This is a genomic window from Ferrimonas kyonanensis DSM 18153 (assembly GCF_000425405.1).
GTDB lineage: Bacteria > Pseudomonadota > Gammaproteobacteria > Enterobacterales > Shewanellaceae > Ferrimonas > Ferrimonas kyonanensis.
The window spans coordinates 252,618-265,714 of record NZ_AUDJ01000001.1 but is presented as its reverse complement, the minus strand read 5'-3'; the positions used below and the strand labels follow the sequence as shown (position 1 = coordinate 265,714).

Annotated in this window: 13 protein-coding genes; 6 read left to right on the top strand and 7 right to left on the bottom strand. The window is 59.2% G+C overall.

The features are described 5' to 3' along the window. Positions 1-8: 8 nt before the first annotated feature. The 4 genes from H598_RS0101250 to H598_RS0101235 all read left to right on the top strand — a co-directional run bounded on the left by H598_RS0101250 (position 9) and on the right by H598_RS0101235 (position 2,687). Positions 9-674 carry a 4Fe-4S dicluster domain-containing protein gene (locus H598_RS0101250; RefSeq protein WP_028111374.1) on the top strand — a complete coding sequence of 222 codons (666 nt, stop codon included), beginning with the start codon at positions 9-11 and terminating at the stop codon, positions 672-674. Next, on the top strand, positions 674-1,633 hold the full coding sequence (nrfD, locus tag H598_RS0101245) for a cytochrome c nitrite reductase subunit NrfD (protein ID WP_028111373.1): 960 nt from the start codon (positions 674-676) through the stop codon (positions 1,631-1,633). The genes H598_RS0101250 and nrfD overlap by 1 nt, the downstream gene beginning before the upstream one ends. Before the next feature lie 25 nt (positions 1,634-1,658). Then, positions 1,659-1,958: a cytochrome c3 family protein gene (locus H598_RS0101240; RefSeq protein WP_245595534.1), complete on the top strand. Its 300-nt coding sequence runs from the start codon at positions 1,659-1,661 to the stop codon at positions 1,956-1,958. Between the two features lie 432 nt (positions 1,959-2,390). Continuing rightward, on the top strand, positions 2,391-2,687 hold the full coding sequence (locus tag H598_RS0101235) for a hypothetical protein (RefSeq protein WP_028111371.1): 297 nt from the start codon (positions 2,391-2,393) through the stop codon (positions 2,685-2,687). 47 nt (positions 2,688-2,734) lie between these two features. Here H598_RS0101235 and H598_RS0101230 read toward each other — a convergent pair whose 3' ends face one another. The 3 genes from H598_RS0101230 to H598_RS0101220 all read right to left on the bottom strand — a co-directional run bounded on the left by H598_RS0101230 (position 2,735) and on the right by H598_RS0101220 (position 5,206). Then, positions 2,735-3,685, bottom strand: coding sequence for a LysR family transcriptional regulator (locus tag H598_RS0101230; RefSeq protein ID WP_028111370.1), 951 nt, complete (start codon positions 3,683-3,685; stop codon positions 2,735-2,737). Positions 3,686-3,806: 121 nt separating this feature from the next. After that, the gene (locus H598_RS0101225; RefSeq protein ID WP_051252232.1) at positions 3,807-4,274 is read right to left on the bottom strand and encodes an NfeD family protein; all 468 of its coding nucleotides are present in this window, start codon (positions 4,272-4,274) and stop codon (positions 3,807-3,809) included. Then, on the bottom strand, positions 4,274-5,206 hold the full coding sequence (locus H598_RS0101220; protein ID WP_245595533.1) for an SPFH domain-containing protein: 933 nt from the start codon (positions 5,204-5,206) through the stop codon (positions 4,274-4,276). Before H598_RS0101220 ends, H598_RS0101225 begins: the two co-directional genes overlap by 1 nt. A 131-nt stretch (positions 5,207-5,337) precedes the next feature. Here H598_RS0101220 and ubiD point away from each other — a divergent pair, with 131 nt between their 5' ends. Both ubiD and fre read left to right on the top strand, forming a co-directional pair. Then, positions 5,338-6,804, top strand: coding sequence for a 4-hydroxy-3-polyprenylbenzoate decarboxylase (gene ubiD, locus H598_RS0101215; protein ID WP_028111367.1), 1,467 nt, complete (start codon positions 5,338-5,340; stop codon positions 6,802-6,804). A gap of 91 nt (positions 6,805-6,895) precedes the next feature. Next, positions 6,896-7,591, top strand: a complete 696-nt coding sequence (gene fre / locus H598_RS0101210; protein WP_028111366.1) for an NAD(P)H-flavin reductase — start codon at positions 6,896-6,898, stop codon at positions 7,589-7,591. A 56-nt stretch (positions 7,592-7,647) separates the two neighbouring features. Here the strand turns inward: fre and ubiA are convergent, their stop codons facing one another. From ubiA to uvrD, 4 genes are all read right to left on the bottom strand, one after another. Continuing rightward, a complete protein-coding gene (gene ubiA, locus H598_RS0101205; RefSeq protein WP_035414912.1) occupies positions 7,648-8,505 on the bottom strand; it encodes a 4-hydroxybenzoate octaprenyltransferase in 858 nt (285 codons plus the stop codon). Between the two features lie 75 nt (positions 8,506-8,580). Continuing rightward, complete coding sequence (locus H598_RS0101200) at positions 8,581-10,215, bottom strand: methyl-accepting chemotaxis protein (RefSeq protein ID WP_028111364.1); 1,635 nt, start codon at positions 10,213-10,215, stop codon at positions 8,581-8,583. 99 nt (positions 10,216-10,314) lie between these two features. Further along, the gene (locus tag H598_RS0101195) at positions 10,315-10,815 is read right to left on the bottom strand and encodes an aminoacyl-tRNA deacylase (protein ID WP_028111363.1); all 501 of its coding nucleotides are present in this window, start codon (positions 10,813-10,815) and stop codon (positions 10,315-10,317) included. 81 nt (positions 10,816-10,896) lie between these two features. Continuing rightward, on the bottom strand, positions 10,897-13,074 hold the full coding sequence (gene uvrD / locus H598_RS0101190) for a DNA helicase II (RefSeq protein WP_028111362.1): 2,178 nt from the start codon (positions 13,072-13,074) through the stop codon (positions 10,897-10,899). Positions 13,075-13,097 lie beyond the last annotated feature (23 nt).

The window sequence follows — 13,097 nt, the reverse complement described above, 5'->3', positions numbered from 1 at the left end:
GAGAGATCATGAGCCTGTCCAGACGCCAATTTCTAGGCTGCTCCGCTGCCTGCGCCGTCACTGCGGTCATCAGCACCGATGCCAGCTCCGACGCTGACACTAAAGTGAAAAACCTGGCAATGATTCACGACGAAACCAAGTGCATTGGTTGCCGGGCCTGCGAGCACGCCTGCCGGGAAGTCAACCACGTGCCGGAAGGAGTCAGCCGCCTCAAACTCAATATCGACGGCCCGTTCAATGCCGACGAAGACCCCTACTACCGCTTCAGTCGCGACAGCTGCCAACACTGTCAGGACGCCCCCTGCATCAGCGTCTGCCCCACTGGCGCCGCATTCCGGGATAAGGAAACCGGCATTGTCGACGTCGATCCGTTTAAGTGCGTCGGCTGCCAATACTGCATCGCCGCCTGCCCTTACCGGGTTCGGTTCATCCACCCGGTGACCAAGGCCGCCGACAAATGCGACTTCTGCCGCAAAACCAACCTGGCCGAAGGCCGGCTGCCGGCCTGCGTCGAAGCCTGCCCCACCAAGGCACTGACCTTTGGTGACCTCAACGATCCGAACAGTGAACTGGCCACCATCTTGCGCCACCAACGCACCGAGCGCGCCAAGTTGGATCTGGGCACCAATCCCAAGCTGTTCCGCATTCCCAGCCAGAAAGCAGGAGTACTGTAATGAACACCGTAGAGAGCGCACTGCATTTCGACACCCTGGTCTGGCACTGGCCCATCGCCATCTACCTGTTTCTGGCAGGCGTCTCCGCCGGCGCCACGGTGATCGGCATTCTGACCAAACGTAAACTGGAAAATAAGGGACTGCCTGCCCACCACAGTGGCATTGTTCAGGGCGCCGCCGCCGTAGGACCACTGGCGATCATGGTCGGCCTGGGGCTGTTGGTACTCGACCTCACCAAGCCGTTTGATTTCTGGAAAATCATGGTGTTTTACAACCCCACCTCGGTGATGTCCCTGGGGGTAATCGCCGCGTCACTGTACATTGGCGTTCTGCTGGTGTGGCTGCTGATCGCCTTTGCCGCCCCGATGCGCAAACTGGAAGCGGCACTGCCACGATTCGTGGCCCTGGTGAACTGGTTATGCCGTCACAGTCGCCCCATTGAAAACGTGCTGGCCGCGCTGGCGGTTATCCTCGGCGCCTACACCGGCTTCCTGTTGTCGGCGCTCAAGGGCTACCCCATGCTCAACAACCCGATCCTGCCGATTCTGTTCCTGGTCTCCGGCATCTCCTCCGGGATCGGCGCATCCATTCTGATGAGCCTGCTGCTGTTTAAGCACCGTCCCACCGACGATGACATTCACTTTGTCCATGGGTTGGAGTCGCCACTGGTGATCTTCGAAGGCTTCCTGCTGTTTGCCTTCTTCATCGGCCTGGCTTTTGCTGGTGGCCAGAGCCTGGAGGCCGCCAAGGTCGCCTTGGGTGGCGGCTTCTGGTCGGCGATCTTCTGGGGATTGGTGGTGGTCGGCGGCATGCTGGTCCCGGCGGCCCTGAACCGCTGGATGCCGGAGCGGATGCGGCACAGCAATGCCTTTGTGGTCACCACCTGCATGCTGACCCTGATTGGGGTGTTCGCCCTCAGGCACTTTGTTTTGTACGCCGGTCAATTGACCGTCGCCTGATGCTTCGGCATCAACACCACTGGAGATGATGATGAAACACACCCTGATAACCCTGATGCTGTGCAGCTTGCCTCTGGCAGTCAGCGCTCAGCCGATCGCCGATAGCCACAGCGACATGAGTGGCTGCGAAAGTTGTCACGCAGAGGGGGTTCCTTCCAGCGACATGGCCTTTGAAAATCAGGCTTGCCTGGATTGCCACGGCGCCATGAAGGAGTTGGGCGGCGACGCCCATGAAAAACACGATGGCATACTGGAATGCACCGACTGCCATGTGGCCCACGACGATGTGGACCTCAATGCCGGTTGCGCTAACTGTCACGAATAACGGTGCCAAGGCGGTTGCCCTCGGCGTGATGACCCGATTCGGCAACCGCTGCCGCCCGTTGCAACACAGGACGATTTTCTTGGCCAGGACGGCCCCCGGTTAGTCCGGGATCTCATCCTACTTTGGCCACCCTCGGGGTGGCCCCTTTTTGAGACTCACGGAGCACACCAATAAGTAAGGATGAAGTAAATTAGATAAAACTCATACTTTCGGACACATTATTAAATTGCAGATTAATGGGTTTCAACTATCTGCTTTTCGAAAAATGAGATATTGCATTTCAGCCAACGAAGATTAGGCAGCAATTCACAACTGTCTTTCCCTGTCCTTTCCTCAATCCCCGTTTCTTCCTATCCTGCTCTTACCCCCACTGGGTTTATTCCGGCATCTTGGACAACCGGCTCTATTCACTTCTATTACTAGGCGTTTCCAATGATGAAACAGCGTCTGATTTTGCTGCTGCTGACCCTAATTAGCCATCCGGGGCTGGCCATCGATGATTGCGATGAATGCCACGACGAAAAGTGGTCCGTCACCCCGGCCCACATCTGGATAGACACCGAACATCATCTGGATGAAGTCAGTTGCATGGACTGTCACCGCTGGGCAGAAGGGGACGCACTTCCTCCTCTGTTACCGGACGAAGCCTATGTTCGACAACACTGCACCAAATGCCATGATTCTCCCAAGGCGCTTAGCGAAAAAATGGCCATCGCCCAGCGCCGCTGACCTGTTCCCTGCGAGGTCTGCGCCCCTCATCAGGCGCAGGCCTTCATTTAATTCACCTGCTCACGAATAAAGCGCTCCACCGCATCCTGGATGGGAATCAGCCTGTCGTCTGCGCCTATGTCCGTCAGCAAACTGTACTGTGGTCTGGGCTGGTAGCCGTGCAGCGAATCATATTGGTCATTGGTGAGCTTCTCAGCTCGAAACCCTTCAAAACTGTCGATAAACCTAGCGGCGCAGCGTGTTCCCACAAAGGAGATCGCCTGGCTGTTGACTAGGCGCTCGATGAGGCTGGCCAGGCTTTGTACCTTCCGATCCACCTGCAGTTCATGGCCCCTTTGCTCACACCAAACTTCGAAGGGGTCCACCTCGTTGTTGAACCCAATCACCTGGGTAATCACAAAGGGGTACTCAGCCAGGTGCTCCAGAATTCGCTCCCTTTGCCAGACCGGATGGTCCCTGGCCGCCACAATATAGAGAAACTGCCCCTCACTGATGCGCCGAACCTGCAACTGATCGCTGTTCTGACTGACGCAGTCCTTCAACTTGCGACACTCCCTGTGGGTCACCGCCATGGACAAGCTGCCATTGAGCACCTGCTGGCAGATGCGCAGATTCAGAGGCTGGATGGAAACGGTCACCTGACCAGGCAGCTGACTTGCCGCATCGGCCAGGCGCTGCGGCAGCCCCACCGACAAGGTAGGCGGCAGCGCAACTTTCACTTCCAGGGGTTGATGGCGTGCCAGGTCTTTCTGATACTGCTTATCCAGTAACGACATAGCCTGGCGAAAATCCTGCTCCAGAGCCGAGGCCTTGGCCGTTGGCACAAAGCCGCTCTTCTTTCTAATAAACAGAGAATCACTGTACACCTGCCGCAACCCTGCCAGGCTGCGGCTGACTTTGGCCGGAGAGAGCCCCAGGCGTGATGCGGTGGTTTTACTGCACCCGGAATCAAAGATGGAAAGGAATACGCGAATATCGACCAACTTAAGGTTGAGCATGGCTACTGCGCCTGAGGCAAACCAGAAAGCCCCATGCTACTCCGGTTAATAGATTAAGTTAACTAGGTTTTATCGAATTTACCGTCATAAGGTTCCGGCAGTAACCAGGCTGCACTGAAGGTTAGCTGTCAGGTTCGGAAACCGCAGACACCACCAGCACGGTACCATCCACCTCGATCACTTCCACCTGCTCCCCGGCTTGCACCTCCTGTTGCTCGACACAGCGTGCCGACCAACTGGTGTCGCCGATTTTCACCCGCCCGCTCTGAGCCGAGACCGAGGTCAATGTGGTGCCCAGGGCCCCGATCAGGCCACGACTACGCTGATTCAGACCGGTGCGTTCCAGTCCGCGCTTGTCGCGCCCGCGCTGGTACAGGTACCAGCAAAACGTAAACAGCAACGACAGGCAACCAAACACAAACCACTGGTTTTCGACACTGACCGAAGAGAGTCTGGCCAACACACTGGTGGAGATGGCGGCGCCGCCAATCCACAACAAGTAGCCGCCGGAACCGATCAATTCCAGGGTCAGCAGCAACAAGCCGGCAATCAACCAGTGGGTGGCGGTCATGCTCAGTAACAGTTCCATCACGATGACGCCCTCACCTGTTGAATCAGTTCGGTAATACCGGCAACGGAGCCGGCCAGGTTGCTGCCTTCCACCGGCAACATCACCAGCTTACTGGAATCGGATTTGCCGATGTCCGCCAACGCTTCGGTGTAGCGCTGGGCAATAAAGTAGTTGATGGCGTTAAGGTCGCCACTGGCGATGGCGTTGGACACCGTGGTGGTGGCGTTGGCTTCGGCCTCCGCCTGGCGCTCCCGGGCTTCCGCTTCCAGAAACGCCGCCTGACGCTCCCCTTCGGCCCGCAATATCGCCGCCTGCTTTTCCCCATCGGCCTTGAGAATCGCCGCCTGCTTCACCCCTTCGGCTTCGAGAATCTCGGCACGCTTGGAACGATCGGCCTTAAGCTGGGCATTCATCGACTCGATCAGATCCAACGGCGGCGAGATGTCCTTGATCTCGATGCGCGTCACCTTCACGCCCCAAGGCTGGGTGGCTGCATCCACCACCGCCAGCAAGCGATCGTTGATCTCATCCCGGCGAGACAGCATCTCGTCCAGCTCCATGGAGCCCAACACCGTTCTCAGGTTGGTCATGGCCAGGTTCTGGATGGCGTTCTCCAGGTTATTGACCTCATAGGCGGCCCGCCCCGAATCGATCACCTGAATAAAGGTCACCCCATCCACGGTTACATTGGCGTTATCGCGACTGATCACCACCTGGCTGGGAATGTCCAGTACCCTTTCCATCACATTGATTTTGTGCCCAATGCGATCGATAAACGGCACCACCAGGTGCAAACCTGGCTTCAATGAGCGCGTAAAGCGCCCAAACCGCTCCACGTTCCATTCGTGCCCCTGAGGCACAATTTTGACCGCGGTAAACACCGCTACCAGGGCAAACACGACGAAAATAAAGCTGGGTCCCAGCACTTCGATAAACATACCAATCTCCATGGTTACTCCTAGAGTGGACGGCGGCGTCCTGGGCGGCGACATCCCCGACCATGACGAGTATACTAGCCCAAAAGCGCAGCCTGGCCGCGCGCATCAGCTATGATTGTAGCCTGTAAATTAGAGACTATCGCATGAAATTCAGGGATATACGAGAGTTCATAAGCCACTTGGAACAGGCTGGCGAGCTCAAGCGGGTCGCTGCCGAAGTCGACCCCCATCTGGAGATGACCGAGATCAGCGACCGGGTGCTGCGCAGCGGCGGACCGGCGCTGTTGTTTGAGAACGTCAAAGACAAGCAGATGCCGGTGCTGGCCAACCTGTTTGGCACCCCGAAACGGGTGGCCATGGCCCTGGGCCGGGAAGACAGCAGTGCCCTGCGGGAAGTGGGGGAGTTGCTGGCGTTTCTGAAGGAGCCCGAGGTCCCGTCCGGGTTCAAAGACGCCATCTCCAAGGTGCCGATGTTCAAGCAGGCGCTCAACATGCCCCCCAAGCGGGTCTCGAAAGCCCCCTGCCAGCAGGTGGTGATCAGTGGCGACGACGTCGATCTGACTCAACTGCCGATTCAGCACTGCTGGCCCGGCGACGTGGCGCCGCTGGTGACCTGGGGATTGACCATCACCAAGGGCCCCAACCAAAAACGCCAGAATCTGGGCATCTACCGTCAGCAACTGCTGGGAAAGAACAAGCTGATCATGCGCTGGCTGGCCCATCGGGGCGGGGCACTGGACTACAAAGATTTCCAGGAAAAACACCCGGGCGAGCGCTATCCGGTGTCGGTGGCACTGGGATCTGACCCGGTCACCATCCTCGGCGCCGTCACCCCGGTTCCCGATGCCATGAGCGAATACGCGTTTGCCGGGCTGCTGCGAGGCGAACGCACCGAGGTGATCAAATCCATCAGCAACGATCTGGACGTACCGGCCCACAGTGAAATCATCCTCGAAGGCTACCTGGAGCCCGGCGAGGAAGCCGATGAAGGCCCTTACGGCGACCACACCGGCTACTACAACGAAGTGGAGCGCTTCCCGGTGCTGACGGTCACCCACATCACCATGCGCAAAGACGCCATCTACCACAGCACCTACACCGGTCGGCCGCCGGATGAGCCTGCCATGCTTGGTGTGGCGCTGAACGAAGTGTTTGTGCCAATTTTGAAAAAACAGTACCCGGAGATCGAAGATTTCTACCTGCCGCCGGAAGGCTGCAGCTACCGAATGGCAGTGATCACCATTAAGAAGCAGTACCCGGGTCATGCCAAGCGGGTGATGATGGGGGCCTGGAGCTTCCTGCGCCAGTTTATGTACACCAAGTTCATTATCATCTGCGACGATGACGTCAACGCCCGCGACTGGAACGACGTTATCTGGGCCCTGACCACTCGAGTCGACCCCAGCCGTGACACCCTGATGGTGGACAACACCCCCATCGATTACCTGGACTTCGCCTCCCCGGTAGCCGGGCTCGGTTCCAAAATGGGCATCGATGCCACCAATAAATGGCCAGGGGAAACCCAGCGGGAATGGGGCGAGCCCATCGTCATGGACGAGGCGGTCAAAACCCGGGTCGACGACCTGTGGGACTCTCTGGGAATCGATTAGTGGCGATAGCCGCAATCGATCCTTACGCTGGCGTGTCGCCCGGGCTTCGGGCTACAATGCGCCGCAGTAACTCGATAACAATGAGAATAGAATGCAAAGGATCCGCTGTAACATCGCTTCGGTGACGCCGTTTTGCGATACCGTTTTCAAGGTCATCCTCACCCCGACACAACCGGTGTCGTTTGCCGCCGGCCAGTACCTGACCGTGGTGATGAGTGATGAAGATAAACGTCCGTTCTCCATCGCTTCCAGCCCGGTCAACGGCGACCAGCTGGAGCTGCACATCGGCGCCGCGGTCGCCGAGAGCTACGCCATGCAGGTGATCGAAGCGATGCAAAACCGCGACAGCATCGAGGTGGAGCTGCCGTTCGGTGACGCTTACCTGCGCCAGGATCAGTCACGGCCACGGTTGCTGATTGCCGGTGGCACCGGCTTCTCCTACATCAACAGCATCATGGAAACCCTGATTGCTGCCGGTGATACCAGCACCACCTTTCTGTACTGGGGCTGCCGGGATCAGGCCAGCATGTACCAGGCCGACAAGCTGACCCAGTGGGCGCAGCGCTGCCCTCACCTAACCGTCATTCCGGTGTTTGATGAGGCGGTGGCTGGCCAGCGCCAAGGCACGGTCATCGACGCCGTCTGCAATGATTTCATCAGCCTGGGTGACTACGACGTCTACATCGCCGGACGCTTTGAGATGGCAGGCGCCGCCCGAGAAGCCTTCCGCAACAAAGGGGTCGATGAACGGCGCCTGTTCGGTGACGCCTTTGCCTACATCAAGTAGCCGCCACCGAGCCACAAAAAAACCGCCGACAGGCGGTTTTTTTGTGGGCGGACGGGCTATAGGGCGTAGCTGGTCACCACTCCGGTAAACAGCGCCAACCCGGCCCAGTTGTTGTTCAAGAACGCTTTAAAACAGGCATCGCGATGACGATGGCGAATGCGCCACTGCTGATGCACGAACAACAGCGTCATCACCACCAGCCCCGCGTAGTAAGGCCAGGCCAGTTGCAGACGCCAGCCCAGTGCCGACAGCAGCACCAGGGTCATCAGCTGAAACAGCGCGATAAAGTGACGGTCATAGCGGCCAAACCAGATGGCGGTGGACCGTATCCCCACCTGCAGGTCGTCTTCACGATCGACCATGCCGTACATGGTGTCGTAGGCCACGGTCCAGCACCAATGAGCGAAAAACAGGTACCAGGCTTCCAGCGGTACCGCGCCGGTCTGGGCCGCAAACGCCATGGGAATCGACCAACTCCACACCACCCCGAGCACCATCTGGGGGCCGGGGAAAAACCGCTTGGTGAACGGGTAGAGGATGGTCAGCGCCATGCCGACAAAGGACATCATCACCGTCAGGGTATTGAGGGTCAGCACCAGGGAAAAACACACCAGCCCCAGCACCACGAACAGCGCCAGTGCCTCTCTGGGCTTGAGCTCGCCACTGGCCAGCGGCCGCCCCTTGGTGCGCTCCACGTGGCCGTCGAGGTCGCGGTCGGCGTAGTCGTTGATGATGCAGCCGTTGGCGCGGGTCAACCACACCCCCACAAAGAACACCAATACCACCCGAGGGTCCGGTGAGCCATCATTGGCGGCCAGCCAGATGGCCGACAGCGTCGGCCATAACAACAAAAAAGTTCCAATTGGCCGGTCCAGTCTGGCCAGGCGCAGGTATGGCCCTAATCGATCACGCATCACTGCAAGCATCTTCCGTGCCCGTACTCGTCAAATTCCAACTGGGGCCATTATGCGGCAATCCCGGCCAAACTACTATCCGGCGCTGAAGTTAAACCGCTGCAATTGCACCTGCAGGTCGCTGGCATGACTGAGCAGCACCTGGCTCTGCTCGGCCACCTGTTCCGCCTGGGTTTTCACCTCGACACCGGCGTCATTGGCGCGGATCAGGTTCTGATTGATCTCTTCGGACACCGAGCTCTGTTGCTCCGCAGCGGTGGCAATCTGACCGGCACGATCGTTGGCATCGCGGATCTGAGTCACCATCTCCTTAAGGGTATCGGCCATCTGCTGACTGGTTTCGGCGCTCTGGGTGGCCATGGTCGCACACCCCTGCATCGCCTCCACCGAGGTCACGGCACCACGCTGCAGGCTCTCGATGGTGGTCTGCACTTGCGAGGTGGACTCCCGGGTCCGGGCCGCCAACTGCCTCACCTCATCGGCCACCACCGCAAAGCCCCGCCCTTGCTCGCCGGCCCTGGCCGCTTCGATGGCGGCATTGAGCGCCAGCAGGTTGGTCTGTTCGGAGATGCCGTTAATCACCTCCGTAATTTCGCTGATGGCCTGAACCCCCTGATGCAGCTCGGCGATCCGTTCGGCACTGGTGCTGACACTGTCTGCCAGGCGGTTGATCTGCTGCTCCGCCTGCTGCATGCGCTGCTGACCGTCGACGCTGCTTTGGGACGCGGAATCGGTGGATGACGCCGTTTGCTCGGCGTTGTGGGCCACATCGCCGATGGTGTGGCTCATCTCATTGACGGCGGTGGCCACCTGCTGCAACTGTGCCTGCTGCTCCTCCACCGTATGCTGACTGGCCTGGGCCGATTCGCTCAGGGCCTGAGACTGCTGCTGGGCATCGTCGGCATTGCGCTTCACCTCGGCCAGCACCTGCACCAGCGAACGGCGCATCTTGGTCAGCGCCTGGGCCAGATGACCCAGCTCATCGCGTCGGTCCAGCAGCTGATCGTCGCGGCCACTGAGATCGCCATCGGCCATGGCATCGCAGGCCTTTTCCAGATCACCGATGGCCTGGCTGATGTCACGACGAATAAAGTGGCTGACCAACTGAGTAATGGCGGTGGCAATGATCGACACCCACACCAGCCGCACGATCAAATCCCAGAACAGCGCCTGAGTATTGGCATGTTCCACACCGGCACCCACGACCCAGTTCCAGCGGTCGTCGGCCATCACGTAGGAAGTTTTGTCCCGCACCGATTGGTCGTTCTGAGTCAGGGCATAGGTCAGGAAGCCGCGGCCGCCGTTGGCGGTGCGATCCAGCATGGTCTGCCAGTGACGCTGGCCGTTGGCGTCGGTCACCGCCGTCATCACCTGCCCCAGCTGGTCCGGGCGGCGGCTGTGGGCCAGCAGGGTACCCTGGCGATCCAGAACCCAGAAGTAGTTGTCCCCTTCAAATCTCAATGCCGCCAGCGCCGCCAGCGCCTGCTGCTTGGCCTGGGCCTCACCCAGTTCGGGAATCAGGGTCTGATAATGAGTCAACAGGGAGCTGGCCTGCTCCACCTGATTGACCAGCGCTTCATCGCTGGCTTCGTTGATGCGCTGCTTCAGCAGATCCGCGGAAAAAACCAGCAACCACAGGGTGGCAATGATGGAAAGGATGACCAGTAACCAGAGCTTCTTGCCCAGTGAAATACGCTTAAGTAACAGCACGTTAACTTTTCCTTGCGAAGTATGTACCGGCAAAGTACACACTTCTGACACAAGGAGTCTTGATCTGGATCACGGGCCATCAGTGAAATGGGAAAGCTCTCACAATCGCCGCTGACCGTAGTCCAGAGTCGGCTGCACGCTGAAGCGGCCATGGCGATCTTCGGCCATCACCCGGCCAAAGTCGCGCTGACTCAGTTGCACCAGCAACTGATGATCACCGGCTTCAAAAAACACCTGCTGCTGGTCCTGCAACACCTCATCAAACACCACGGGAACGTGGTACGCCTGCCCCAGCGCCGGCAAGGCGCCAAACTGACAATCGGGGAAGGTTTGCGATGCTTCCACCTCCGGCATCAGAGACAGATCCCGTTCCAGCAACTCCCCCAGCCGCTTCAGGCGCAGGCGCCGGTCCGCCGGGATCACCGCCATCAACTGGCGCCCCTGGTGATCTTGCAGCATCACCGCTTTGGCCACCTGTTGCTGGGGGATGCCGGCGCTGATGGCCGATTGCAGGGCTGATTCGGAATAGGGGTGGGACACCACCCGAAACGGGATATGGTGTTGATTGAGGTACTCACTGATACTAATGGCAATGCCCATGACGATTCCTCCTAAGGCTTGCACCACCTTAAGTGTAATCGCAAATGCCGGCGCCGGCAGGGAACCGGCGCTGACCGGGCCTTACATGGGTTGCAACCGGGCGTAAGCCACCACCAACCACTTGATGCCCTGACCATCGAACGCCACCTGCACTCGACTCTGGGGACCGGTGCCTTCGTAGTTGATGATCACCCCGTCACCAAATTTCGGGTGTTTTACCCGCTGCCCCAGCTTAAGGCCGGTGGCATCGAAGCTCTTGTCGGTCTGGCTGAAACGATTCACGCTCTTGGTACTGCTGACCTGGGTCTGGGCCCGTATCGGCTCCAGGTACTGCTCGGGGATCTCGCTCAGGAACCGGGACGCCTTGGCAAAGGTTTCCCGGCCATAGATGCGGCGGCTTTCGGCGTAGCTGATGGTCAGCTTCTGCATCGCCCGGGTCATGCCGACGTAACACAGGCGCCGCTCCTCCTCGAGCCGGTCTCCCTCCTCGACCGCTTTCTGGCTGGGGAACATCCCCTCTTCGACGCCGCACATGAACACCAGCGGAAACTCCAGTCCCTTGGCCGAATGCAGGGTCATCATCTGCACCGCATCCTCACTGTCGCTGGCCTGGTTTTCACCGGCTTCCAGCGCCGCATGGGCCAGGAAGGCATTGACGTCACTCATCTCCTCGGCCTCTTCCGGCTTTTCAAAGGTCCCGGCCGCCGTCACCAGTTCCTGCAGGTTCTCCACCCGCGCCTGGCCCTTTTCGCCTTTTTCCTGTTCGTACATGGCCCGCAGCCCGGACAGTTCGATCACCTTATCGGTGGCCAATTTGAGGCTAAAGTCGGCAATCTCGTCGTCGATCTCTGCCACCAGATCCATAAAGCCCCGCACCGCGTTGGCGGCCCGTCCGGACAGTGCTTTCTCATTCAACAGTTGCTGACAACTGCGCCACAACGACAACCTATGCTGGCGGGAGGTGGTGCGAATGATGTCCAGGGTGCGATCGCCGATGCCCCGCGCCGGGGTGTTGACCACCCGCTCGAACGCCGCATCGTCGCTGCGGTTGGCCACCAGTCGCAGGTAGGCCAGGGCATCTTTGATCTCCTGACGCTCGAAAAAGCGCAGACCACCGTAGATGCGATAGGCCACCTGCTGATGCAACAGTGCCTCCTCCAGCACTCGCGACTGAGCATTGGAGCGGTACAACACCGCGCAGTCCGCCAGCGCTCCGCCCTGCTCCAGGTGCTGCTTAACCCGGCTGACAATAAAACGGGCTTCCTCGAGTTCGTTGAAGGCCTGGAACACGGCGATCAACTCGCCATCCTTGCCGTCGGTCCACAACTCTTTGCCCATCCGCTCGGCATTGTTGGCAATCAGAGTATTGGATGCCGCCAGAATGTTGCCGGTGGAACGGTAGTTCTGCTCCAGCCGAATCACTTCGGAACCGGGGAAATCGTCCAAAAACTTGGTCAGGTTTTCCACCTTGGCACCACGCCAGCCGTAGATGGACTGGTCGTCGTCGCCGACGATCATCACATTGCTGCTTTGCCCCACCAACAACCGAATCCAGGCATACTGAATGGCGTTGGTATCCTGAAACTCATCCACCAGAACATGCCGAAACCGGCCCTGATAATGCCGCAGAATTTGCGGGTGCTTGAGCCACAACTCATGGGCCCGCAGCAGCAGTTCGGCAAAATCCACCAATCCGGCCCGATCACAGGCCTCCTGATAGGTGCTGTAGATGCGAAGCAGCATCTGCTCCATGGGATGGTGCCCGGCATCGATGTGCGCCGGGCGCAAGCCCTCGTCCTTTTTGGCATTGATGTAACCCATGGCCTGCCGAGGCGGCCAGCGCTTTTCATCCAAATCCAGGCTTTTGAGGATGCGGCGAATCAACCGGTACTGATCGTCGGAGTCGAGAATCTGAAACCCTTCCGGCAGTCCCGCCTCATGGTGGTGCGCCCGCAACAGTCGGTGCGCCAGCCCGTGAAAGGTGCCGATCCACATTCGATTCATGGGGCCGCCCACCAGCGACTCGATGCGACTGCGCATCTCCGCCGACGCCTTGTTGGTGAAGGTCACAGCCAGAATGGCGAACGGGCTCTCACCCTGCTCATTGAGCAACCAGGCGATACGGTGGGTCAGGACTCGGGTCTTGCCACTGCCGGCACCGGCCAGCACCAACACCGAACCGGGCGCCGACTCAACGGCAGCCCGCTGCTTGTCGTTGAGGGAGTCGAGTAACTCAGACGCTGAGGCCGACGGGATCATGGCAAGGCTCCAATGGGAAAAAA

Coding starts and splice junctions, on each gene's coding strand:
- H598_RS0101250 (WP_028111374.1), top strand. CDS start 9: ATGAGCCTGTCCAGACGCCAATTTCTAGGCTGCTCCGCTGCCTGCGCC.
- nrfD (WP_028111373.1), top strand. CDS start 674: ATGAACACCGTAGAGAGCGCACTGCATTTCGACACCCTGGTCTGGCAC.
- H598_RS0101240 (WP_245595534.1), top strand. CDS start 1,659: ATGATGATGAAACACACCCTGATAACCCTGATGCTGTGCAGCTTGCCT.
- H598_RS0101235 (WP_028111371.1), top strand. CDS start 2,391: ATGATGAAACAGCGTCTGATTTTGCTGCTGCTGACCCTAATTAGCCAT.
- H598_RS0101230 (WP_028111370.1), bottom strand. CDS start 3,685: ATGCTCAACCTTAAGTTGGTCGATATTCGCGTATTCCTTTCCATCTTT.
- H598_RS0101225 (WP_051252232.1), bottom strand. CDS start 4,274: ATGGAACTGTTACTGAGCATGACCGCCACCCACTGGTTGATTGCCGGC.
- H598_RS0101220 (WP_245595533.1), bottom strand. CDS start 5,206: ATGGAGATTGGTATGTTTATCGAAGTGCTGGGACCCAGCTTTATTTTC.
- ubiD (WP_028111367.1), top strand. CDS start 5,338: ATGAAATTCAGGGATATACGAGAGTTCATAAGCCACTTGGAACAGGCT.
- fre (WP_028111366.1), top strand. CDS start 6,896: ATGCAAAGGATCCGCTGTAACATCGCTTCGGTGACGCCGTTTTGCGAT.
- ubiA (WP_035414912.1), bottom strand. CDS start 8,505: ATGCGTGATCGATTAGGGCCATACCTGCGCCTGGCCAGACTGGACCGG.
- H598_RS0101195 (WP_028111363.1), bottom strand. CDS start 10,815: ATGGGCATTGCCATTAGTATCAGTGAGTACCTCAATCAACACCATATC.
- uvrD (WP_028111362.1), bottom strand. CDS start 13,074: ATGATCCCGTCGGCCTCAGCGTCTGAGTTACTCGACTCCCTCAACGAC.